This window comes from Gordonia sp. PDNC005 (assembly GCF_016919385.1).
GTDB lineage: Bacteria > Actinomycetota > Actinomycetes > Mycobacteriales > Mycobacteriaceae > Gordonia.
In genome coordinates, this window is record NZ_CP070351.1 from 4,197,719 (window position 1) to 4,219,536 (window position 21,818).

The 21,818-nt window shown below is 65.7% G+C and carries 21 protein-coding genes and 1 tRNA gene; 12 read left to right on the plus strand and 10 right to left on the minus strand.

The window, feature by feature from the left end; translation table 11 throughout:
• The first annotated feature begins 28 nt into the window (after positions 1-28).
• From JVX90_RS20170 to JVX90_RS20220, 11 genes are all read left to right on the plus strand, one after another.
• Positions 29-1,294, plus strand: a complete 1,266-nt coding sequence (locus JVX90_RS20170) for an aspartate kinase (RefSeq protein WP_008377274.1) — start codon at positions 29-31, stop codon at positions 1,292-1,294.
• A 1-nt stretch (position 1,295) separates the two neighbouring features.
• Positions 1,296-2,321 (plus strand): aspartate-semialdehyde dehydrogenase, encoded by a 1,026-nt coding sequence (locus tag JVX90_RS20175; RefSeq protein ID WP_008377275.1) that lies wholly within the window; start codon positions 1,296-1,298, stop codon positions 2,319-2,321.
• 229 nt (positions 2,322-2,550) lie between these two features.
• Positions 2,551-3,762: a lipase family protein gene (locus JVX90_RS20180; protein WP_240194192.1), complete on the plus strand. Its 1,212-nt coding sequence runs from the start codon at positions 2,551-2,553 to the stop codon at positions 3,760-3,762.
• A 160-nt stretch (positions 3,763-3,922) separates the two neighbouring features.
• Positions 3,923-5,335: a hypothetical protein gene (locus JVX90_RS20185; protein WP_205330417.1), complete on the plus strand. Its 1,413-nt coding sequence runs from the start codon at positions 3,923-3,925 to the stop codon at positions 5,333-5,335.
• 21 nt (positions 5,336-5,356) lie between these two features.
• On the plus strand, positions 5,357-6,034 hold the full coding sequence (locus JVX90_RS20190) for a hypothetical protein (RefSeq protein WP_205330418.1): 678 nt from the start codon (positions 5,357-5,359) through the stop codon (positions 6,032-6,034).
• A 59-nt stretch (positions 6,035-6,093) separates the two neighbouring features.
• Positions 6,094-6,525 carry an organic hydroperoxide resistance protein gene (locus tag JVX90_RS20195; protein WP_008377282.1) on the plus strand — a complete coding sequence of 144 codons (432 nt, stop codon included), beginning with the start codon at positions 6,094-6,096 and terminating at the stop codon, positions 6,523-6,525.
• Between the two features lie 56 nt (positions 6,526-6,581).
• Positions 6,582-7,040, plus strand: a complete 459-nt coding sequence (locus JVX90_RS20200) for a hypothetical protein (protein ID WP_240193977.1) — start codon at positions 6,582-6,584, stop codon at positions 7,038-7,040.
• Positions 7,037-8,503 carry a hypothetical protein gene (locus JVX90_RS20205; protein WP_205330419.1) on the plus strand — a complete coding sequence of 489 codons (1,467 nt, stop codon included), beginning with the start codon at positions 7,037-7,039 and terminating at the stop codon, positions 8,501-8,503. The genes JVX90_RS20200 and JVX90_RS20205 overlap by 4 nt, the downstream gene beginning before the upstream one ends.
• 97 nt (positions 8,504-8,600) lie before the next feature.
• Positions 8,601-9,089: a DUF2975 domain-containing protein gene (locus JVX90_RS20210; RefSeq protein WP_205330420.1), complete on the plus strand. Its 489-nt coding sequence runs from the start codon at positions 8,601-8,603 to the stop codon at positions 9,087-9,089.
• Position 9,090: 1 nt separating this feature from the next.
• Entirely contained in the window at positions 9,091-9,297 is a 207-nt protein-coding gene (locus JVX90_RS20215) for a helix-turn-helix transcriptional regulator (protein WP_205330421.1), read from the plus strand.
• Positions 9,298-9,382: 85 nt separating this feature from the next.
• A tRNA-Pro gene (locus JVX90_RS20220) sits at positions 9,383-9,456 on the plus strand.
• A 133-nt stretch (positions 9,457-9,589) separates the two neighbouring features.
• On the opposite strand, the gene JVX90_RS20225 is transcribed toward JVX90_RS20220, so the two are convergent.
• The 6 genes from JVX90_RS20225 to JVX90_RS20250 form a co-directional block, all read right to left on the minus strand.
• Positions 9,590-10,378 (minus strand): ATP-binding cassette domain-containing protein, encoded by a 789-nt coding sequence (locus JVX90_RS20225; RefSeq protein WP_205330422.1) that lies wholly within the window; start codon positions 10,376-10,378, stop codon positions 9,590-9,592.
• On the minus strand, positions 10,375-11,403 hold the full coding sequence (locus JVX90_RS20230) for an iron chelate uptake ABC transporter family permease subunit (protein ID WP_205330423.1): 1,029 nt from the start codon (positions 11,401-11,403) through the stop codon (positions 10,375-10,377). Before JVX90_RS20230 ends, JVX90_RS20225 begins: the two co-directional genes overlap by 4 nt.
• Positions 11,390-12,340 (minus strand): iron chelate uptake ABC transporter family permease subunit, encoded by a 951-nt coding sequence (locus tag JVX90_RS20235; protein ID WP_205332522.1) that lies wholly within the window; start codon positions 12,338-12,340, stop codon positions 11,390-11,392. Before JVX90_RS20235 ends, JVX90_RS20230 begins: the two co-directional genes overlap by 14 nt.
• Before the next feature lie 73 nt (positions 12,341-12,413).
• Entirely contained in the window at positions 12,414-13,403 is a 990-nt protein-coding gene (locus tag JVX90_RS20240) for an ABC transporter substrate-binding protein (RefSeq protein WP_205330424.1), read from the minus strand.
• Between the two features lie 73 nt (positions 13,404-13,476).
• The gene (locus tag JVX90_RS20245; RefSeq protein WP_205330425.1) at positions 13,477-14,445 is read right to left on the minus strand and encodes a metallophosphoesterase; all 969 of its coding nucleotides are present in this window, start codon (positions 14,443-14,445) and stop codon (positions 13,477-13,479) included.
• A 52-nt stretch (positions 14,446-14,497) separates the two neighbouring features.
• Positions 14,498-16,924 carry a penicillin-binding protein gene (locus JVX90_RS20250; protein WP_240194193.1) on the minus strand — a complete coding sequence of 809 codons (2,427 nt, stop codon included), beginning with the start codon at positions 16,922-16,924 and terminating at the stop codon, positions 14,498-14,500.
• 277 nt (positions 16,925-17,201) lie between these two features.
• Between JVX90_RS20250 and JVX90_RS20255 the strand changes: the two genes are divergently transcribed.
• Positions 17,202-17,531, plus strand: a complete 330-nt coding sequence (locus JVX90_RS20255; RefSeq protein ID WP_008377303.1) for a WhiB family transcriptional regulator — start codon at positions 17,202-17,204, stop codon at positions 17,529-17,531.
• A gap of 58 nt (positions 17,532-17,589) precedes the next feature.
• Here the strand turns inward: JVX90_RS20255 and JVX90_RS20260 are convergent, their stop codons facing one another.
• The 4 genes from JVX90_RS20260 to JVX90_RS20275 all read right to left on the minus strand — a co-directional run bounded on the left by JVX90_RS20260 (position 17,590) and on the right by JVX90_RS20275 (position 21,775).
• Positions 17,590-18,855 (minus strand): DUF445 domain-containing protein, encoded by a 1,266-nt coding sequence (locus tag JVX90_RS20260; protein WP_205330427.1) that lies wholly within the window; start codon positions 18,853-18,855, stop codon positions 17,590-17,592.
• Between the two features lies 1 nt (position 18,856).
• Positions 18,857-19,555: an Abi-alpha family protein gene (locus tag JVX90_RS20265; RefSeq protein ID WP_205330428.1), complete on the minus strand. Its 699-nt coding sequence runs from the start codon at positions 19,553-19,555 to the stop codon at positions 18,857-18,859.
• Between the two features lie 121 nt (positions 19,556-19,676).
• Positions 19,677-20,774 (minus strand): ArsA family ATPase, encoded by a 1,098-nt coding sequence (locus tag JVX90_RS20270; RefSeq protein WP_205330429.1) that lies wholly within the window; start codon positions 20,772-20,774, stop codon positions 19,677-19,679.
• Complete coding sequence (locus tag JVX90_RS20275) at positions 20,774-21,775, minus strand: ArsA-related P-loop ATPase (RefSeq protein WP_205332523.1); 1,002 nt, start codon at positions 21,773-21,775, stop codon at positions 20,774-20,776. Before JVX90_RS20275 ends, JVX90_RS20270 begins: the two co-directional genes overlap by 1 nt.
• Positions 21,776-21,818 lie beyond the last annotated feature (43 nt).

A 21,818-nucleotide genomic window follows, 5' to 3' on the forward strand; every position in this document is an offset into this window, starting at 1 on the left:
TCGAGAGAAACCTGAGGAAGGTGCACACGTGGCACTGGTCGTCCAGAAGTACGGTGGCTCGTCCGTGTCGGATGCCGAACGCATTCGTCGCGTCGCGGAGCGGATCGTGGAGACCAAGCGCGCGGGCAACGACGTCGTCGTGGTCGCTTCGGCGATGGGAGACACCACCGACGAACTGCTCGACCTGGCGGAACAGGTCAATCCGAACCCGCCGCAGCGCGAGATGGACATGCTGTTGACGTCCGGTGAGCGAATCTCCAACGCGCTTCTGGCGATGGCGATCGAAGCGCTCGGTGAAGAGGCCCGGTCGTTCACCGGTTCACAGGCCGGTGTCATCACGACGTCCAGCCACGGCAAGGCCAAGATCATCGACGTGACTCCCGGTCGTGTCCGGAGCGCGCTCGACGAGGGCACCATCGTGCTCGTCGCCGGCTTCCAGGGTGTCTCGCAGGACACCAAGGACGTCACGACCCTGGGTCGCGGCGGCTCTGACACCACCGCCGTCGCCTTGGCCGCGGCCCTTGAAGCCGACGTCTGCGAGATCTACACCGACGTCGACGGCATCTACACGTCGGACCCGCGCATCGTGCCGAATGCACGCCGCCTCGACAAGATCTCTTTCGAGGAGATGCTCGAGATGGCGGCCTGCGGTGCGAAGGTTCTGATGCTTCGGTGCGTGGAATACGCGCGCCGCTACAACGTTCCGGTACATGTGCGCTCGTCGTACTCGACCAACACGGGCACCATCGTGTCCGGCTCGATGGAGGACATTCCTGTGGAAGAAGCCATTCTCACCGGTGTTGCGCACGATCGCAGCGAAGCTCAGGTCACCGTGGTCGGCATCGAAGACAAGCCGGGCTACGCGGCCAAGGTGTTCCGCGCCGTCGCGGACGCCGAGATCAACATCGACATGGTCCTGCAGGGAGTGTCGAAGATCGACACCGGCAAGACCGACATCACCTTCACACTCCCGAAGGAACTCGGCGCTCTGGCCGTCGAGGAACTGGGCAAGCTCCGTGACGAGCTCGGCTTCGCCGAGGTGAACCTCGACGACCACATCGGCAAGGTGTCGCTCGTCGGCGCCGGCATGAAGAGCCACCCCGGCGTCACTGCGACGTTCTGCGAATCGTTGAGTGACGCGGGCATCAACATCGAGCTGATCTCCACCTCGGAGATCCGCATCTCGGTCCTCGTCCGCGACGACGACCTCGACAACGCAGTCCGCGTGCTGCACGAAGCATTTGAGCTCGGCACCGACGAGGAAGCCGTCGTCTACGCGGGAACGGGTCGCTGACATGGGCCTGAAAGTAGGAGTCGTCGGCGCGACCGGTCAGGTCGGCGCCGTGATGCGCGAGATCCTCGCGGAGCGCAACTTCCCGATCGACGAGATCCGGTTCTTCGCGTCCGCGCGCTCAGCGGGGACCACGCTGCCGTGGGGCGACGGCGAGATCGTCGTCGAGGACGCCGCGACCGCCGACCCCACCGGGCTCGACGTCGCACTGTTCTCGGCGGGCGCCACCATGTCACGGGTTCAGGCGCCGCGGTTCGCCGCCGCAGGTGTCACCGTCATCGACAACTCGTCGGCATGGCGCAAGGACGAGGACGTGCCGCTGGTCGTCTCCGAGGTCAACGGCGAACTCGCGCAGAATCCGCCCAAGGGCATCATCGCGAACCCCAACTGCACCACCATGGCCGCGATGCCCGTCCTCAAGCCGTTGCACGACGCGAAGGGGCTGCGTCGCCTGGTCATCTCCAGCTACCAGGCGGTGTCCGGGAGTGGCCTCGCCGGCGTCGCCGAACTCGCGGGCCAGGTCCGCAAGGGCATCGACGACGCGGAGAAGCTCGTCCACGACGGCAAGGCAGTCGACCTCGGTGAGCCGGACAAGTACGTCGCGCCGATCGCCTTCAACGTGATCGCGCTCGCCGGGTCGATCGTCGACGACGGCTCGGGCGAGACCGACGAGGACCAGAAGCTCCGCAACGAGTCGCGCAAGATCCTCGGCCTGCCCGACCTGCTCGTCAGCGGCACCTGTGTGCGCGTGCCGGTCTTCACCGGCCACTCGCTGTCGATCAATGCCGAGTTCGACGAGGCGATCACGCCCGATGAGGCCCGCGCCATCTTGGCCGACGCCGCCGGCGTGCAGCTGGCCGACGTGCCCACCCCGCTCGACGCGGCAGGTGGCGACGTGTCGTTGGTCGGTCGCATCCGCCAGGATCCGGGAGCCCCGGACGGCAAGGGTCTCGCCCTCTTCGTCTCGGGCGACAACCTGCGTAAGGGCGCCGCACTCAACACGGTGCAGATCGCCGAACTGCTGGTCTGATCTCACCTTCTTCGATGCCCGCGTCACCGCATGGTGACGCGGGCTTCGTTGTTCCTCGCAACGTGGCGTGGGCCTCCATATCGCATGACTGGTACTCCCCGTTACATGTTTCGGTCAGTTGTGCACTAGATTGCTCCTCATGAGAAATTCTCGGGGAAACGTCTCAGTGAAGACGGGTCGCTTCGGCGGCCGACGGGTTCGTTCATTCACCGCTGCCGCAGCGACTGTCATGGTGGCCGCCGGCCTCCTGTCGGTCGCACCGCAGGCAGCCGACGCGGCACGGAACTTCTACGTTCCGCCGTCCACGTTCGACAAGACGCCGGGCTCGTTGATCCGGACGCAGCCGAGCTCGCTGCTCCTGCAGATCCCCGGAATCAAGAACCAGTGGCCCGGCACCGCGACGCGGATCATGTACACCTCGACCCTGCAGAACGGTAAGCCGACCGCGGTCACCGGCACCGTCGTCGAGCCGACCGCTCGTTGGCAGGGCAAGGGTGTCCGCCCGACAGTCGTCATCGGACCCGGCACCGTCGGCCAAGGCGACCAGTGTGCGGGATCGAAGCTGATGAGCTTCCCGCTCGCGATCGACCCGACCAAGCCGAGTCTCGCGGTCAACTACACCGCGCTCGAGATGAATCTGATGCTGCTCAACGGTGTTCGGGTTGTCATCACCGACTACGTCGGCCTCGGCACGCCTGGCATCCACACGTACGTCAACCGCCTCGAATCCGGACGCGCGATGCTCGACGCCGCACGCGCCGGACTCAAGGTCGCGAACGCTCCGAAGGACGCGCCCGTCGGCTTCACCGGCTACTCACAGGGTGGCGGGGCTGCGGCGTCGGCCGCGGAGCTCGCATCGACCTACGGCTCGGGACTCAACGTCAAGGGCACCTACGCGGGCGCTCCGCCTGCCGATCTGTCGAAGGTGATCACCAAGATCGACGGCACCTTCATCGCCGGCGCCATCGGCTACGCGATTAACGGCCTCGAGGCTCGCTACCCGGCGCTCGCGCCCGTCCTGAAGAAGGAGACCAACGCACAGGGCAAGCGAGTCCTGCACGACGTCGCGACACAGTGCATCCCCGACACCGGCCTCTCCTTCGGGTTCCAGCGCACCAACGGCTGGACCCGCAGCGGCGAGTCGCTGGCGTCGGTCATCAGCCGCTACCCCGAGGTCAAGGCCATGCTCGACGACCAGCGTATCGGCCGCCTCAAGCCGAACGCGCCCGTCCTGATCTCGACAGGCATCAACGACGACGTGATCCCGACCGGCCAAGTGGTGCAGCTGTACCGCGACTGGAAGGCGCAGGGCGCAAATGTGCACCTCGAACGCGACTACACCCCGCCGATCTTCCCGGGGTTGGTCGTCAACCACGCTCTGCCGATGGTGTTCAAGCTCCTCCCCGCGACCAGCTTCCTCCTGTCGTCGTTCAACGACTGAGTACGTCCGAAGATCGGTCTGATCACTGAGGTCCGGCGGCATTGTGCCGTCGGACCTCAGTCGTTGGACCGATCGTCGGCGTAGTGACGACCGTGCCGACTTCTCCTCACGTTGACGAGAAGTCGTGACTCGGGAACTCGGGACATGATCAACTGATCGAATGAAGGGTTTCACGCGTATCGCGGCGCTCGCCTCAGCCGTCGCACTGTGTCTCGGAGCAGTCGGCGCCACTGCCACGGCCGCGCCCGACGGAGGGCGTCCGCCCGGAGTCGCCACCGACTGGACGTCGCTGATGCACGGCGACGCGGCGTCGACCGACAGCACCGCGCTTCGCGGCCCGGGCCGCAACGCACAACTGCTGGCGTCGAGTTCTCCGGGCGGCGTGTGCGCGGCCACCTTCGTCGGAACCGACGGGTACCCGGTGTCCCTCTGCACCGCGTACATCGCGGGCAGCCCGCCGCAGGTGGCGACACCCGTCGTCACCCTCTTCGATCCGAAGACCGCGGCGGTACTCGCGAAACTGCCGCTCACCAAGGGCGGACTGCTCGGCGGTGTGTACGGATACCTCGACGAGAAGAACCGGGTGGTCGTGGCGGACGGCAGCGGAGCCGTTCTGCACGTAGGTCATCATCGGACCTCGCGCGGATGGAAGTTGACCGTCGACAAGCGTGTCGACATCAAACGGCACCTGCGTGGCGACGGCGTGACCGGACTCGCCCCCGACTTCCAGGGTCGGACGTGGTTCGCCACCACGCACGGTGTGGTCGGCACGATCGACGCGAACGGACGCGTCGGTTCGACGCACCTCCCCAAGGGCGAGGACTTGGGCAACGGTCTCAGCATCAGGCGGACTGGAGCGTCAATTCTCACGACGCATGCGCTCTACGAGATGCGAGCAGGCGCCGACGGCGTCCCGAAGACTGTGTGGCGGCGGGCCTACGACAGAGGGCAAGCTCGCAGGCCGGGGCAGCTGACATGGGGTTCGGGCACCACACCCACGTACTTCGGTCCGAACGGCGACGGCTGGGTCGCCATCGTCGACAACGCCGCGATCCCGAAGCTCTGGATTCTCAACAGTGACACCGGTGCACCCGTCTGCTCGGTGCGTGCGTTCACGACCAGCCCGCAGGGGACCGAGAACTCACCGATGGCGTGGGGCAACAGCGTCGTCGTCCCGAGCACGTATGGATTCGCGTATCCGCCGATGGCGGTCACCGGACCCAGTAGGCCGGGAGCCGCGCCGTTCCGCGGCGGCATGACCCGAATCGACGTCGTCGACGGAAGGTGCAAGCGGGTGTGGGAGACCCGCACCGACCGCATGGCGACGCTGCCCCGGCTGTCGCGCGCCGACGGACTCATCTACGGTCTGGCGTACGGCCCCTACCGTGGTGGTCCGCAACAGCTCGGCCCCGTCGACTACGTCGGCATCAGCTTCGCGACCGGCAAGCGGATCGTCACACGCAAGGTGGGCGACGCGCCGCTCGACGAGCCGATGCAGTTGACCGGCATGATCGGCCCGGGCCGAGTGCTCTGGCAGGGCACTGTCACACGGATGCTGAAGATCGGTTCCTGACGTCTGTGGAACGATCGACCCATGACAGTGCCCAACGGCGACCCCGAGCACCCCTCGAAGAGGCCTGACTCGGATCGCATTCCGACGCAGGCCGAACTCGACGCCGAAGACATGGCGGAGATCGCTCGCAAGTCGAAGGACAGTGAGCACCGCGATCGGTACCCGGCCCGGCCGACCGACCCCGGCGTCCCGCCGCTCGCTCTCACGCGTGACGCGCGGGTCGCTTGGCTGATCGCGGGTGCGGCGTGTCTGGTGTGGGTGGTCTACGGGTTCGCGCACGTCTCGGACATCACGGATCTGCTCGCCGACAGGCTGCGTCCGGGACTGGAGAAGGTGCCCGACGTCGATCCTGCGGAGAAGGCGAAGTCGATGGCGGCGTTCTGGCCGCCCGCCTTCCTCATCGGCATACCGGTGCTGATGGCGCTGACGTGGCCGATGCTCGTGGCGATCGCCACCAAGCACAGTCGCAACCTGCGAAACGTGTACATGTCGACGCTCGTCGTCCTGCTGTTGTTCGTGCCCGTGTGTGCGGATCTGCTCTTCAACTACCCGGGGTCGCCGCGGTGGGTCTGGGCGATGGCGTGGGTGCAGTTCGGCTTCCTGATCCTGTCGATTCTGATGACGCTCCGGAGCAGCGTGGGGCAGTGGCTTCCACCGTCGATGCGCGTGCGGCCCATGCGCGTCGCACGTGGCGGGTAGGTTGGATTCCGGTCCCGCGCACATCGGCGTGCGACGACACCGAGAGCTAGGAGAGACAGATGACTGTGACGCCCGTGTACCGAGTTTCGTCGACTTCCCGCGGCGGCGGTCGTGACGGCGAGGTGGTGTCCGACTCCGGTCGCATCGACCTGACTCTCGCACCGCCGGTCGAGATGGGCGGCAACGGTGACGGTAGCAACCCCGAGGAACTGTTCTCGGCGGGATGGGCCGCCTGCTTCATGGGTGCTCTTCGTCTGGTCTCGAAGAACGCGGGCGTCGCGGTGCCGGAGGGCACCGAGGTCCGCGTGACCGTCGGCATCGGCAAAGACGACGCCGACGACGGTTTCGGATTGACCGGCGACATCGACGTCTACCTGCCTGGACTCGACACCGCTCAGGCCAACGAACTCGCCCTCGCCGCGCACGGCTTCTGCCCGTACTCGAAGGCCACCCGCGGCAACATCGTGAGCACCGTCACGTCACGCGTGTGACGTGCGTCCGCGGGTGTGACGCGCGTCGCGCCCGCGGACCGGTAGCGTGATCGAGTGTGAACACGTGGGCATGCGCAACAGGTATCGGACTCTTGGCGACGACGTTCGCCACCATCGCTTTTGTCGTCTACCGGCAGCGAGAGTCGGCGGTCCTCAAGCGCGACGCGGAGCTCGCCCTGACGCTGCGTGACCTCGCGGCAGGTGATCCGGTCCGCCTCGCCGCGGTCGACGAGTTCGAGACTGCCGTTTACAAGCGACTCTTCTACACGGCCGAGGTCGGACCGAAGGTCCGCAGTGCCGCATGGGGGCTGCTCGGCGCGGTGCTGTCCGGTGCCGGGGCCCTCGCTCTCGATTCGCTCGACGGCGTGGTCCCGATGATCATGTGGGGCGTCCTTCTCGCGGTGACAGTCGTGTTCGTGTTCGGCGCCTTGGCTTTCGCCGCTCTGGCGCTTTACGCAGCGGCCACCACGCCGCGAGTCACCTTCGTCGACGCGGACGCGTCGGACGAGGAATGACTTCGCAGCGGGGAGCGCTCAGATCCCGCCCGTTTGTCGCGGGCGGAGTTCTCCTCGCCGTCGCGGCGCTCGTCGCGTCCTCTGTCACGATCGACCCGACGTCGCCCGGCATTCTGTCGTCAGCCGACCTTCCCGCACTGACTGTCATTGACGACGCATCAGTTCCTCCGTCCGTCCTTGTCAGTCGGACATTGGTCGAGTCGTCCTCGACTGCAGTGGTTCTGTCCCCGAACGCCAACGACTCCGAGCGTCGCAAAGCGGTTGACGTGGCGTCGTCGAACAAGATCCCGCTGTTTCAGATCGATGACGCCGGGCCCGCGCCGGTCGCTGCCGAGTTGTCCAGACTCGACGTCGACCAGGTGATCGGAATCGGCTCCGGCCTGCCCGATGTCGGTGTTGCCGTCGCCGACACGGCGTCGGCCACGCAGGCGATTCCCTCCGCCGCGGCGAGCGGCGACCGCCTGGTCCTGGTAGCGGGCGGGGACGATGCACTCGCGACCGCAGAAGCCGCGGGCGTCGCGGCTGTTGGTGTCCCGGTCGCGGATCCACGTTCATCCGGCGCGGCCGTCGCCGCATTGAAGGCCGACCCGGACCGGCCGATCCTGGCGATCGGCGCCTTCGGGAACGAAAAGACCATCCGTGACAGGATCACGGCGGCGCGCACCGTTCCGGAACTGCCCGGTGGAGGGCAGATCGTCTTCCCCGGACGTCGGATGGTGGCGTTGTACGGCTCGCCCGGCGGGGCTGATCTCGGTCCACTGGGTGCTCAAGGGATCGACGCGTCGATCCGGCGGATACGTCGGGTCGCCGAGCCGTACCGGCGGTTGTCGGATGAGACGGTCGTGCCTGCATTCGAGATCATCGTGACCGTCGCGTCGGCCGATCCCGGGTATCAGGGCAAATACACGAACATCATCGATCCAGAGGTGATCCGACCGTGGATCGACGCGGCAGGCAGGGCGGGTGTTTATGTGACGCTCGACCTCCAGCCGGGGCGCATGGACTTTCTGACGCAGGCCAAGATGTACCGCGACCTGTTGAAGGAACCCCACGTGGGACTCGCTCTCGACCCCGAGTGGCGCCTCAAGCCCACGCAGGTCCACCTGACGCAGATCGGGGCCGTCGACCCGGCGGAGGTCAACAAGACTGCGGACTGGCTCGCCGATCTTGTGCGCACGGAGAATCTCCCGCAAAAGGTGTTCGTGCTCCACCAGTTCGACGCCGACATGCTCGGCGATCGAAGCCTGCTCGACACGTCGCGGCCCGAACTCGCGACGGTCATCCACGCGGACGGCCACGGCACCCCGACGGTGAAGCGTGCGACCTACGATCGGATCGTCGACGGTCTGCCGCCGAACGTGTGGCTGGGGTGGAAGAACTTCTACAAGGAGGACAAGCCGATGTTCTCGCCGAGACAGACTCTCCGTGTGCTGCCGGAGCCCTGGTTTATCTCGTACCAGTGAGGCTCTGCGTCTCCGGTGGTCACCCGGGTTCCCTCAGTGGCGTCGAGGACGCTGCTGATCTATTGACTATCGATAGCCTTCGATCGATAATCGATACATGGAACGACTCACGACTCTTGTCTACTGGCCGTCGAAGGCGGCCCTGGCTCTCCTGTTCGTCGGGGTCACCGTGTTGCAGACCCTGTCTTTTCCGGGGAAATTCCGGTACATGCAGAGCATCGGGGAGATGACCGTGGGCGAGCGGTGGACCGCCACCGTGCTCGTCGCCTACGAGTTCCTCTGCCTGCAGGTCGTGCTCGTCGCGATCTGGGTGCTGCTCGGCCGGATCCGCCGCGACCGCATCTTCGACGAGTCGTCGTTCCGCTGGGTGGACGCCATCGTCTGGGCGATCGTCGGAGCGGCGCTGCTCCCCGCGGGTCTGCTCGTCGCGCTGGGGCTGTTCGGTGCGCTGGACGACCCCGGTCTGCCGTTTCTGCTGACGATGGTCACTCTCGGCGGCCTTGTCCTGGCCCTGCTCATGCTCGTGATGCGGTCGCTGCTGCGACAGGCCACAACGCTGCGCTCGGACATGGACGAGGTGATCTGACGTGCCGATCGTCGTCCGCCTCGACGTGGAGCTTGCACGACGGAAGATGAGCGTCGCCGAGTTCGCCGAGGCCGTCGGGCTCACGCCGGCCAACGTCGCCGTGCTCAAGAACGGGCGGGCGAAGGCGGTGCGGTTCTCCACCCTGGAAGCGATCTGTCGGGTACTCGAATGCCAGCCGGGGGACATTCTCCAGTGGGTCGACGACTAGTGGCCTGCCCACTCTCGAAAACTGACCCTGGCCAGGCGATTTAATAGTTCGAGCTTGCTCGTTGTAGGCTGTATCAGGTTGCACACGGGGTGTGGCGCAGCTTGGTAGCGCGCTTCGTTCGGGACGAAGAGGTCGTGGGTTCGAATCCCGCCACCCCGACGCTAGGTTGAGATAGCAGTTTGAGGCCCTGGCCGGAGAAATCCGGTCAGGGCCTCACTCATATCGTCGACAGTGAACGTTGGAGGCGATTCCCGGTCTCTCACCGGAAATCGCCGCCAACGTTGGCATTCAATCAGGACGTGGAGACGGCGTCGTCCACTGGGAGACCCGCGTAGACCGCGACGGGGACGCCCTCGATGCTATGAACCCGCACGGTCGTGCCGAAGATGCCCGACAGAAGTTCGGAGTCCATGATCTCGTCGGGAGTCCCGGAGGCGACGATTGTTCCCTTCTCAAGGACAACGATCCGATCGGCGTACGCGGCGGCGAAGTTGAGGTCGTGGACGACGACGATGATCGTCTTGCCGAGTGCGTCGGCGGTGCGGCGGAGTTGGTCCATCATTCGCACCTGGTGCCGCATGTCGAGATTGTTGAGCGGCTCGTCGAGCAGGATCACGTCGGTGTCCTGGGCGAGGGTCATCGCGACATACGCGCGCTGGCGTTGTCCGCCGGACAGTTCGTCAAGGAAACGATCGGCCAGCTCGTCGAGATTGAGGAAAGAGATGGCGTCGGCGATCTTGGCCTCGTCCTCCGATGTCAAACGGCCTCTGCTGTGCGGAAATCGACCGAAGGCGACCAGGTCACGGACGGAGAGCCGCGCGTTCACCGAGTTCTCCTGCCGGAGGATGGCGAGCCTGCGTGCGAGCTCAGTGGTCTTGTACTTGCTGATCGGCACACCGTCGAGCGTCGCCTCGCCGGACGTCGAGTCGAGGAGTCTGCCGAGGATGGTCAGCAGCGTCGACTTGCCCGCACCGTTGGGCCCGACGAGAGCCGTCACGCCGCCACGGGGGAACTCGCCGGACACGGGCCCGAGGACGGTGCTTTCCGCGTACTTCTTGGTGAGGTCGGAGAACTCGATCACGATGACTTCCTCAGTAGTAGGACGGCGAGGAACACGATGCCGCCGACGAACTCGATCAGGACGGTCAGCTGACCGCTCGCGTAGAAGATGTTGTGCAGCACGAACTGCCCGGCTGCGAGCATCGTGACGCCGATGAGAAACGCCATCGGCAGTGTCGCGCGGTGCCGCCAGTCGCCTGCGAACTCGTAGGCGAGCGTCGCGACGATGAACCCGAAGAACGTCAGAGGTCCGACGAGTGCTGTCGACACCGACACGAGCAGTGCGATCAGGACCAATGCGAGGGTCAGTTCGCGTTTGTGGTCGACGCCGAGGCCCGTCGCCGATTCGCGCCCCAGAAGGACGACGTCGTACACGTGTCTGCGGCGCCAGACGATCACTCCGACCACGAGGCAGATCACGGCGGCGATGGGCAAGAGTTCGACGTTGACCGATCCGAGACGCCCGAAGAGTTTGATCGATAACGCGTCGAAGTCGGTCGGTGACAGCAGTCGCTGCAGGAACTCGGACACGGCGCGGAACGCGAGGCCGATCACGACTCCGGCGAGGAGCAGCAGGAACAGGCTGGAGAAGCGTCCCGAGAACAACCAGCGGTAGAGCACGGCGGCGAACAGCACCATCGTCAGCGTCTGGAACAGGAACTGCGGCACCGAGTCGGAGTTGTCGACGAACTTGGCGCCGACGACAGCGACGCCGACCGTCTGGATCAACACGTACAACGAGTCGAGCCCGATGATCGACGGAGTGAGGATCCGATTGTGGGTCACCGTGTGGAACAGCACGGTGGCGATCGCCTGGCAGTACGCGGCCAGCAGGATCGCCGCGACGGTCCGGAGACGCCGCTGGAACGAACTGTTCCCGAACCGGAAGTCCCAGCGCAGGACGTCGTCGGCGCCAGTGCGCAGCATCAAGTAGAGGCAGACGGCGGCGACGGCGAGGACACCGGCGACGGCGAGACGTGACTTCCAACCGAATCGACTCGCCGCGGTCGTCACAGCGGGTGCGGCGGTGGCGTCAGAGAGCGACACTGGTCCTCCTCGAGAAGATCAGGGCGAGGAAGACGACCGCGCCGACGACGCCCATCACGACGGAGGTCGGTATCTCCATCGGCCGGACGACAACACGCCCGATGAGGTCGCAGCCGATGATGAGAACCGTGGAGAGCAGCGCGATCGCAGGCAGGTTCGACCGCAGGTCGTCTCCGCGGACCGCACTGACCATGTTCGGGACGATCAGTCCGAGGAAAGGAATGAACCCGACGACCACACTGGTGACACCCGAGGCGAGTGCCACCATGCCGACGCCGAGGCCGACGGTCGCGCCGTAGTTCAATCCGAGGCTCGTGGCGACGTCTTTGCCGAGCCCGGCGATCGTGAAGTAGTTCGCCAGTGCGTATGACGCGACGGCGATCACCAGGACCGCCCACAGCGGCTCGTAGAAGCCGCGGACGATGTGGGAGAAGCCGCCGGACCGCCACGAGACGACAGCCTGAAGCAGGTTGTTCTGGATCGCCAGAAGGGTGGACGCCGAGGCGACGACGGCGCCGAGCATGAGGCCGACGAGCGGGACGATGGCCGATCGTCGTGCCCGGATGCGGTTGATGATGCCGAGGAAGATCAGGGTGCCGACGAGTGCCGTCGCGGAGGCTACGAGCATGCGGACCAGCGGCGGGGCGCCCGGAATCCAGAGGAGGCAGGCCAGGACGCCGAGGCCCGCCCATTCGGCGGTCCCGGCAGTGGTCGGTTCCACAAACCTGTTCTGTGTGAGGCGCTGCATGATGACGCCGGAGAAGCTCATGGCGATGCCTGCGAGGATCAGTGCGAGGGTTCGGGGGACACGCGAGATGAAGAACATCCGCCACATCTCACTGTCTCCGGTGAGCAGCCCGCCGAGAGTGATGTGGTACTCGCCGATCATCAGCGAGCCCACAACGAGGGCCGCGGTCGTCGTGATCAGCGCGGGCATGGCGAAACGCCTCACCGGCGACACCCGAATCGATGTCGCCGGTGAGGCGGTGTCAGACGTGGTGACCACGGGTCTACTTCTGGCCGCCCATGGTCTTGGCGATCGTGTTGTAGTTCTCGCCGTAGCACTGGATGCCTTCACGCAGGTAGAAGCCCGGGTCGAGGTAGACGATCTGGTTCTTCGTCGTGAACTCGGTGTTCTTGAACGCGTCCTGCGCGGCGAACACCGCGGAAGCGGGCTGCGGCTTGGAGCCGTCCTCCGGCTCGACGGCGGCGTCGCGGTCCATCACGATGACCCACTGAGGGTTGGCCTGAGCGATCGCCTCGGGAGTGAGACCCGAGTTCTGGTGGTGGTCGCCACCCTGGCCGGCGAAGACGTCCTTGACGTCGAGTGGCTCGGTGAGCGGGCTCATGCGCTTCGCACCGTTGTCGATCTTGCCGCCGTTGACGATCGACAGGAACACGGTCTGACCGTTGGTGGCCTTCTTCGCCGCGTCGAGCTTGGTGTTGAAGTCGGCGATGATCTGCTGGGCCTGATCCTCCTTGCCGAAGATCTTGCCGAGCGTCTCGGTCTGGGCGATCATCGCGGCGACGCGGCCGTTCGGTGCGTCATCGCTTGCGGCGATGTCGATGAAGGCGCCGTTGGACTCGTCGGCGATCTTCTTGAGCTCGGCGTCGTGCTTCGAGAAGCGGTAGCCGCCGATGATCAGATCTGGCTGGACGTCGGCGATGACGTCGAACTTCGGCTCCGAGTGGACGCCGACGTCCTTGATGTCGCTGTTGTCGATCCACTCGCTGAGGTGCTGCTTCGAATACAACTGCTTGGGGATCGCGACGGGCGTGACGCCGAACGCCTTCAGCGTTTCGGCACTCGTGTTGTCGAGTGCAACAACGCGGGTCGGGTTGACGGGGACGTCGACGTCGCCCTTGTTTGTGCTGACGGTGATGGTTTCGCCGGACGAGGACGATTCGTCGGCGGTGGTCGAGCACGCGCTGAGTGCGAGGCTGCCTGCGAGTACAACTGCTGCGGCGGTCGCAGCAGTGCGCATTCTCGTGAACTTCATGGATTGCCCTCCGGGAGTTAAAGGTAACGCAAACCTAACATAGCGTAGGTTTACCAATGCGCCCGGTCGGGAATCAGCTGGTCACGACCTCCAGGCTCGGCAGCGTGAGGTCGATGTCGACGTCGCCCCCTCCGTTCGGAACTGCGGTGAGGGTGAGGAGAGTGGCCTCCGGGCGGCAGCTGAACCGAGCCGGAGCGTACGGCGACGTGCCGAGGCCTGCGCTGACATGCAGCGCCATCGACGCGCCCCAGCGCGACAGGCCCTTCACCCGTGAGCGGTCGATGTGGCAGTTGGTCACCAGTGCGCCGTAGCCGGGCACACACAGCTGGCCGCCGTGCGTGTGGCCTGCGAGCACGAGGTCGTAGCCGTCGTCGGCGAACGCGTCGAGCACTCGCGGCTCGGGGGAGTGGGTGAGTCCAAGACGCAACTGGGCGAGCGGGTTCGGGCGACCCGCGATCGTCTCGTACCGGTCGCGCTCGATGTGCGGATCGTCCACGCCCGCGGACGCGACGCGCACGCCGGCCACTTCCAGTTCGCGGACCGCATGGGTCGCGTCCAGCCATCCGCGTTCGGTGAACGCCGCACGCAGGTCCTGCCACGGCAGCGGCTCACCGTGCGTGCGCTTGTGATCCTTCTTGAAGTACTTGAACGGGTTCTTCGGCTTGGGGCCGAAGTAATCATTCGACCCGAACACGAACAGGCCAGGTCGCGACAGGAGTCCGCCGAGCGACTGCACAACCGCGGGCACGGCATTCGGATGCGCGAGATTGTCGCCGGTGTTGACGACGAGATCGGGCTCGAGCGAGTCCAACTCGGAGATCCACGCCTGCTTGAGATGCTGATTCGGCATCATGTGGATGTCACTGATGTGCAGCACCCGCAACGGGGACGACCCCGGTTCGAGAATCGGCGCGGTCACATGACGCAGAGCGAACGCGTTGCGCTCGATCACCGTCGAATAGACGAGGCCCGCGGCGGCAGCGCCTGCCGCGCCCGCGGCTAGACGGACCACGCGGGACGAGGGATCGGAACCGGAGGGCATGCCGTCCACGATACGCGCGCCCTCTGCCCAGGCGTGCCTCCTAAGCCCTAGCTCACTCGTCGGGGACCTCAATCACGACCGGCCCGACGCCGGGGACCTCGACGGTCTTCTCGATCATCTTCTCGCCGTTGCGTCCGCTCGGGCCGGTCGACGTCCCGCGACCGTTGCTCACGTAGACGGCGACCGTGCTGCCGGGCATCGCGCTGTCGGACGGCGCGGTGAACACCACGGTGCCCTTCGGGCGCCCGCTGTCGACTTCGAGTTCGTTCACCTTGAACCCGGCTTCCTGGAGGCGTGCGGTCGCCTGGCTCACCGGCAGTCCGCTCACCTGTGGAATCCGGCCGCGGTCGGAGCCCGCCACGAACTGCGGGTCGACCGGTGGCATGGCGACCGGACCGAACTTCTGGGCGACCGGAAGAATCGCGTTCATCCACGTGCGGGCCGGTTCGTAACCGCCGTACACGTCGCCGTCGTAGCACTGGCGCAGCGGCGCGGTGCAGATGCCGGCGGGGGTCGGGCCGTCGTTGTAGACGTACGACGCCGCGGCCATCTGGTTGGTGAAACCGAGGAACGCCGCCGAACGGTGCGCCTCAGTCGTCCCCGTCTTGCCCGACAGCGGAAGGTTCCATCCGGTCGAACGTGCGGCCTGTGCGGACGTGCCGATGCCGCGGTCGTCCTCGCCCATCGCGTTGGCCAAGGTGTTCGCCAGCCCGGCTTCCACCACCTGTTCGCACTTGGGAGCGGTGAACGGGACCGCAGTCAGCGCGGGTTTGCCCTTCTCGTCCATCACCCGGTTGCCGTACTGGTCGCGCTTGGCCTGCTGGATGGAGACGATCGGATTCGGCGGGCACCATGTGCCGCCGGACGCCAGCGTCGCCGCCACATTCGACAGTTCGAGCGCGTTCACTGCGAACGGGCCGAGGGTGAACGAACCGAAGTTCCCCTTCTTGATGTAGTCGGCCAGTGACTGGTCGCCGTTGCCCGAAGTTCCGGGAGAGTTGTACGACCGCATGCCGAGTCGCACGGCCATGTCGACCGCGGGCTTCACGCCGACCTGCTGAAGGAGCTGGACGAACGTGGTGTTCGGTGATGTCGCGAGCGCCTGCGTCACCGACGCCTGGGGGGCGTACGCGCCCGCGTTCTTGACGCAGTAGGCGTTCGCGGGGCAACCGTTGGCGCCGTTGCTGTTGCCCATTCCGAAGACGGCGACGCTGGACGGGACGGGAAGGACGGCGCTGGTGCCCAGGCCCTTCTCCATCGCGGCCGCGGTGGTGAACAGTTTGAAGACCGAACCCGCGCCGTCGCCGACCATGGAGAACGGCTGCGGCTGCACTGTCTGATCCTTCTTCGCGTCCAGTCCGTAGTTTCGGCTCGACACCATCGACACGACGTCGTGCGACTGCTTGCCGGGACGGACGATGCTCATCACGTTTGCGATGCCCTCGGTGTGCGGGTCGGCCTGTGCCTGTGCCGCGCGCAGGGCCGACGCCTGGACTGTGGGATCGAGCGTGGTGCGGATCAGGTACCCGCCGCGCATCACCTGCTGGCGCGAGATGCCGTTGTCCGCGAGGTACTGCAGGACGTAGTCGCAGAAGAACCCCGCGTTGTCGGCGGCGATGCATCCCTGGGTGGGAGTGCGCGGTTCGGGGAGGACGCCCAGCGGCTTCTCTTTGGCCGCCGTCAGCTCTGCCTTGCGCTCAGGGAAGTTGTCGATCATGGTGTCCAGCACCAGATTCCGTCGGGCGGTTGTCGCCTTCGGGTCGGAGTAGGGATTAAGCCCCGAGCTCGACTGGACCATGCCCGCGAGCATCGCCGCCTGTTCGACGGTCAGTTCCTTTGCGGAGTGGCCGAAGTAGGTCTGGGCGGCCGCCTCGATGCCATAGGCGTTGTTGCCGAACGGAACGACGTTGAGGTAGCGAGTGATGATCTGCTTCTTGGCGTCCTGCTTGGCGGCGGCATCGTCCAGCCCGCGGTCGCGTTTGGCCTGATCGATGAGCGTCTGCTCGAGTGTCAATGCCATGCGGACTTCGCGGAGCTTGCGGGCAGGGGTGGTCTCGATCGCTGCTTGCCGTTCGGCCTCGGTGCGGGCGAGGACGAGTAGCTGATAGTTCTTGATGTACTGCTGGTCGAGAGTGGACGCGCCCTGCTGCACGTCGCCCGACGCCGAGTTCTTCAGCGCTGCGCGGATGGTGCCGCGCCAGTCGACGCCGTCGTGTTCGAGGAAGCGTCGATCCTCGATGGAGATGATCGCTCGGATCATGTCCTGCGAGATGTCGTTGTATCCGACCTGGTAGCGGTACTGGTCGAAGAGCTGCGCGATCGGCTTGCCGGTGGAGTCGGTCACGGTGGTGACTTCCGGCAGTGTGCCGTTCAGCAGTTCCGAGGAACTGTTCTCCATCGTCGCCGCGGCTCGGTTGGTCAGGACGCCGATTCCGCCGACGACTGGAAACAGGAGGCCCGCCAGCAGGACGCCCGCCATGACGCAGGCGACCGCGAGGCCGGCCAGGTTCGTTGTCTTCCGCACGGTCGCCAGGATACGTGTGCTGTCGAGTACACCCGGGTAGCGACCTGCGGGATCCGCTCCTTACCCCGGGCATTGCCCTCTCGACTTGATTTGCGATGGGCGTCTCAATAGGGTGATGGACGTGAGCTACCCCACAATGCGCACAAATGCAGGGTGACGCTCAGCTTTAGATCTTATGCGCGGATCGAGCGTCGGTCCGTGTCGATGGGTTTGTGAAAGGTGGGATCGCGCAATGACTTTGGCGCCGTTGTCCTCCGGAGATTCGGAAACACGCCTTACCTGGGTATCGCAGGCGCGCTGTCGCGGCGGTAATCCGGACGACCTCTTCGTTCGAGGGGCCGCCCAGCGTAAAGCCGCAACCATCTGTCGGCACTGCCCGGTCCAGATGGAATGCGGTGCGGACGCCCTCGACAACCGCGTCGAGTTCGGCGTCTGGGGGGGAATGACCGAGCGGCAGCGTCGCGCTCTCCTCCGCCAGCATCCCGAGGTCACCTCGTGGGCGGAGTTCTTCGACGCTCAGCGCCGCCGCCAGCGGATCGGCGCGGTCCCCGACAAGATGTGATGTGACGAGCCCGGCGATCAGATCGCCGGGCTCGCGTGCATCTGTCGCCTGTTCGTTGTCAGTGACGCGCGAACAGTTCGATCAGCTGAACCTGGATCTCGCCGACCAGTCCGCCGAGTATCGCTCCGATCGCGATCATGAGCGGCTCGTCGTCCTTGAAGACTGGGCGCATGATCGACTCGTACTCGACCTCGGTGAGTTCACTCATCTTCTCGACGATGGTGTTCTCCAGATCGATCGTCGTGAGTGTGTAGTCGTTGGCGTGGGCGAGAGTGTCGGGTACGTGTGCGAGCACGTCCGCGACCACCTTGTCTTTGAGGTCCCGATACTTCTGTGTGCCGACCGTGAGGCTCACTAGAGGTTTCGCCACTGAGACCTGCGAGTCGATCGCGGATTCCAACTCGCGCGCGACGAGTGCGAACAGCTTGTCTGAGCCCGGGCCCTCGAGGATTCCCTGAATGAGGTTCTCCGGTGAGAACAGGTCCTCGGCGAGGATCTTCGCGTAGTCGCGTGTGATCTTGTCGCGGTGTGCGTGGAGCAGGCCCTGGAAGCGGATGAAGCCGAGGTACTTCTTCGGGAGCTGTGGCCGGAACAGCATGTTCAACGCGATGTAGTCGCTGATGAAGCCGACGCTGAAACCGAAGATCGGCATGATCCACGGGTTCTGGAACAGGGCCCACGCGACCATCTGCACCAGGCCGATGCCGAAGCCGAAGTAGATCCCGGACCGTCGGACGAAGCTCATCGCGTCCGACGTGACCGTCTTGAGGAGCGTGTTGAGCTTCTCCTTGTTACGGACGAGAGTCGTGACCGCGAGGTACTGAAGATCCAGGTACCGCGGGATGTCGGCTCGCATCTCGTCGAGCAGCTTCTCGACGACGACAGGTGCCTGCTGCTGGATCCTCGAGTGGACGGCGCGCCGAGCGGCGGACGGCAGGCTGTCCCACAGGCCCGGTCGGACCTGTTCGGCGATGTCGCGGGTGATCTCGTCAATGGCCGACGTCAGCGGTTCCCTGATCGCCTCGACCGCTTCCTGAGCGTCGAAACGTTCCAGCAGTTCCTCGGGCCGCAACAGATTCGACGTCAGCAGTTCGATGGTGGTCGCGCCGACTTTGCCCGCCCGACGCGGCACGATGCCCTGCCAGCCGATGGGGCCGATGCCGCGGAATTCGATCGGTTTGAAGATCATCTCGAGTGCCACGAGTTTGGTGCTCCAGCCGACGAAGGCCGCGATGATCGGCATCGACAGGTAGATCAGCCAGTTCAAGCCGAAGTCGTGGGTGATCTCGCTCCACGTCTGAATGGCCACGACGTGTGTTGTCATCTCAGTCGCCGGCTGCCATCGCGGTGGCCCACAAGTCCATGCCGAGCGACGACAACCGCAGGGTCCGCCGTTCGATGCGCGGTCCGACCGGGCCCACGGACGACGACTTGATCGCCTTGAGCACCATGGTCTCGGCCGCCAGGACCTCGTAGTCGACCTTCAGATCCGGATCCTCCGGCCCCACTTCGAGTAGTCCGAGGTTGAGCAGGTTCGTGACGTACGCGGGGACCATCTCGGGTAGTGCGAGGTTCGCAGTACGGCCGATCAGCGCGGCATTCTCCAGCACCGGCGACCGTGAGGACGTCCGGCTGATCACGTTGATCAGCGGCGACACCGCGCCGTCGGACAGCGCGCCGACGATCCGCGCCTCGTCGGCGACGAGTTGATCGAGGATGCGGGTGAACAGCTCGAGTCTGCTGGCCGCCGTGCCCTGATTGAGGGCCTGGTCGAGCAGGCCGTTCATCCGCTCGTTGAGTCGCTGCGCAGGGGCCGGTTCGAGGGCGGCGCGCTGCGCTTCAGCCTTGACGGCCCGCTCTGCGGGGCCGTCGTCGGCGGCGGGCGAATCGGGGTCGATCGCGTCGAGCCCGGCTCTGGCGAGCGCCAGGAACTGCTCCTCGGTCCACTCGGCACAACTGAGCGCGGTCCGGGTGATGGACACAGCGGAGCCGAGCAGGGCTCGTGGGTCGAACAGGCTGCTCATGGATCCCCTTTCGTACCGGTGACAGCTGTGCGCGGTCGCATCAGCGTACTAGTACGGGAGCGGGATACTGGTCAGTTCTCAGCGTCGAAGAGAGTTATATAACAATATTCATTGGTACGGATTAGCCTCGACTGACGATCTGCTCGGCAACGGCCCGCAGTGCGTCGGAGTCGGCGACTTCGAACGGAAGAGCAGGCACGCCGACGATCGGCACGCTGGGATGCGACGACGTGAAGCGTTGCAGCAGATGCAGTTCGCGTTTTGCGGTCGCCGCACGGTCGACATGCACCTGGAGCACTCCCCGGGTCAGCTCGTCGTCGACCGTCTCGAGTGCGGCAGCCGTCGCCGGGGTCGACAACGACGTCAGGTTCGGGTGCGTGCGGTTGGCGATGAGACCGGCTAGCGGCATCGTGTCCTTCGAGAGGCGGTCTACGAAGAACGACGCCTCACGCAGCGCGTCCGGCTCGGGCGCGGCGACCACCACGAACTGGGTGCCCGGCCGCTTCAACAGCTCGTACGTGCGGGCGGCGCGTTCGGAGAATCCGCCGAACATCGAATCGAGGGACTGCACGAACATCGCGACGTCGCGCAGGATGTCGCCGCCGACGATCGTCGAGATGCCGCGCATCGCCATGCTCATCGCACCGGTCACGACACGTCCGACGCCGCGCCCGCCGCCGACGAGCATCTTCATCAGGCGCCCGGAGAGGAACGAGCTCAACCGCTGCGGCGCGTCGAGGAAGTCCAGAGCGTTCCGCGACGGGGGAGTGTCGACGACGATGAGGTCCCATCGGTTCTCGTCCAGCAGTCGACCGAGCTTCTCCATCGCCATGTACTCCTGCGTCCCGGAGAACGACGACGCCACCGTCTGGTAGAACGCGTTGTTCATGATCGCTTCGGCACGGTCTGGGGTCGAGTGCTCTACCACCATGTCGTCGAAGGTGCGGCGCATGTCGAGCATCATCGCGTCCAACGTGCCCTTCGAGTCCGGCGACACCGGCACCGGCTGTGGTTCGTTGGTCAGTTCGCTCACGCCCAACGACTGCGCGAGTCGCCGCGCTGGGTCGATCGTGAGGACCGCGACTGTGCGGCCCTGCTCGGCGGCGTGCAGCGCCATCGCCGCAGCCGTCGTCGTCTTGCCGACGCCGCCCGATCCACAGCAGATCACAACACGGGTGGCCGGGTCGGCGAGGACCGCGCCCATCTTCAGGTCGGGCATCAGACTCCCGCTTTCTTCAGGACGTCGGCCAGTTCGTAGAGGCCGCCGAGGTCGATGCCTTCTTCCACGGTCGGCAGTTCGATCTGGGGGACGTCGACGTCGTCGAGCTCGGACCGCGCGATGTGCTGTGCCTGCAGACGCGACGCGTACTGAATGGTCTCGGTGAGGAGCCCGGCGAGGTCTGCGTCGGCGAGGGTCACGCCCGCGCCGGTGATCGACTCACGGATGCGGTCGGCGTCGACGGTGCCCTCGGCGATCTCGTCGAGCATCTCTTCGGGCAGATGTGCCGGCTCCACGCGGTTCACCAGGACCGACCCGACCGGGAGGCCCTTGCCGCGGAGTTCATCGATCGCCTCGACAGTCTCCTGGATCGGCATGGCTTCGAGGAGTGTGCAGAGGTGGACGGCGGTGTCGGCCGAGTGAAGCAGTCGCACGACGCCGTCGCTCTGATTGCGAATCGGACCGGTCTTCGCGAGATCGGCCATCGCCGACGTCACGTCGAGGAAGTTGCCGATACGGCCGGTCGGAGGGGAGTCGACCACGATCGAGTCGTAGAGGCGATGGCCCTTCTTGTCGACGGCGATCACCCGTTCCTTGATCTTTCCGGTGATCACGACGTCCCGCAGGCCGGGCGCCACGGTGGTCACGAAGTCGATTGCTCCGACCCGCTTGATCGCACGCCCCGCGAAGCCGAGGTTGTAGAACATGTCGAGGTACTCCAGCAGCGCGTACTCGATCTCCAGCGCGAGCCCCCACACCGAGCCGCCGCCCTCCAGCGACGCGACTTGGGTGTCGACGGGGGGCAGGGGAGCACTGTCGAAGAGTTGGGCGATGCCCTGACGTTCCTCGCACTCCACGAGCAGCACGCGCTGCCCCTTGGCGGCCAATGCCAACGCCAATGCCGCGGCGACAGTCGTCTTGCCGGTTCCACCCTTGCCGGACACGAAATGCAGCCTGGCGTCGCGTGCCGCGGGCGGCCACGCCGTTCCGGCGTCCGTCATCTGATTCTCGACCACGAGGTTCACCTTATCGACCGCGGCAACA

Bases quoted from the DNA above. Each gene is read 5' to 3' on its own strand.
- JVX90_RS20235 (WP_205332522.1), bottom strand. From the start codon at position 12,340: ATGCCCGCGCTGATCACGACGACCGCGGCCCTCGTTGTGGGCTCGCTG.
- JVX90_RS20185 (WP_205330417.1), top strand. From the start codon at position 3,923: ATGAAGGGTTTCACGCGTATCGCGGCGCTCGCCTCAGCCGTCGCACTG.
- JVX90_RS20195 (WP_008377282.1), top strand. From the start codon at position 6,094: ATGACTGTGACGCCCGTGTACCGAGTTTCGTCGACTTCCCGCGGCGGC.
- JVX90_RS20180 (WP_240194192.1), top strand. From the start codon at position 2,551: ATGGTGGCCGCCGGCCTCCTGTCGGTCGCACCGCAGGCAGCCGACGCG.
- JVX90_RS20270 (WP_205330429.1), bottom strand. From the start codon at position 20,774: ATGCCCGACCTGAAGATGGGCGCGGTCCTCGCCGACCCGGCCACCCGT.
- JVX90_RS20255 (WP_008377303.1), top strand. From the start codon at position 17,202: ATGACTTTGGCGCCGTTGTCCTCCGGAGATTCGGAAACACGCCTTACC.
- JVX90_RS20260 (WP_205330427.1), bottom strand. From the start codon at position 18,855: ATGACAACACACGTCGTGGCCATTCAGACGTGGAGCGAGATCACCCAC.
- JVX90_RS20275 (WP_205332523.1), bottom strand. From the start codon at position 21,775: ATGACGGACGCCGGAACGGCGTGGCCGCCCGCGGCACGCGACGCCAGG.
- JVX90_RS20250 (WP_240194193.1), bottom strand. From the start codon at position 16,924: ATGGCGGGCGTCCTGCTGGCGGGCCTCCTGTTTCCAGTCGTCGGCGGA.
- JVX90_RS20175 (WP_008377275.1), top strand. From the start codon at position 1,296: ATGGGCCTGAAAGTAGGAGTCGTCGGCGCGACCGGTCAGGTCGGCGCC.
- JVX90_RS20265 (WP_205330428.1), bottom strand. From the start codon at position 19,555: ATGAGCAGCCTGTTCGACCCACGAGCCCTGCTCGGCTCCGCTGTGTCC.
- JVX90_RS20245 (WP_205330425.1), bottom strand. From the start codon at position 14,445: ATGCCCTCCGGTTCCGATCCCTCGTCCCGCGTGGTCCGTCTAGCCGCG.
- JVX90_RS20205 (WP_205330419.1), top strand. From the start codon at position 7,037: ATGACTTCGCAGCGGGGAGCGCTCAGATCCCGCCCGTTTGTCGCGGGC.
- JVX90_RS20240 (WP_205330424.1), bottom strand. From the start codon at position 13,403: ATGAAGTTCACGAGAATGCGCACTGCTGCGACCGCCGCAGCAGTTGTA.
- JVX90_RS20190 (WP_205330418.1), top strand. From the start codon at position 5,357: ATGACAGTGCCCAACGGCGACCCCGAGCACCCCTCGAAGAGGCCTGAC.
- JVX90_RS20210 (WP_205330420.1), top strand. From the start codon at position 8,601: ATGGAACGACTCACGACTCTTGTCTACTGGCCGTCGAAGGCGGCCCTG.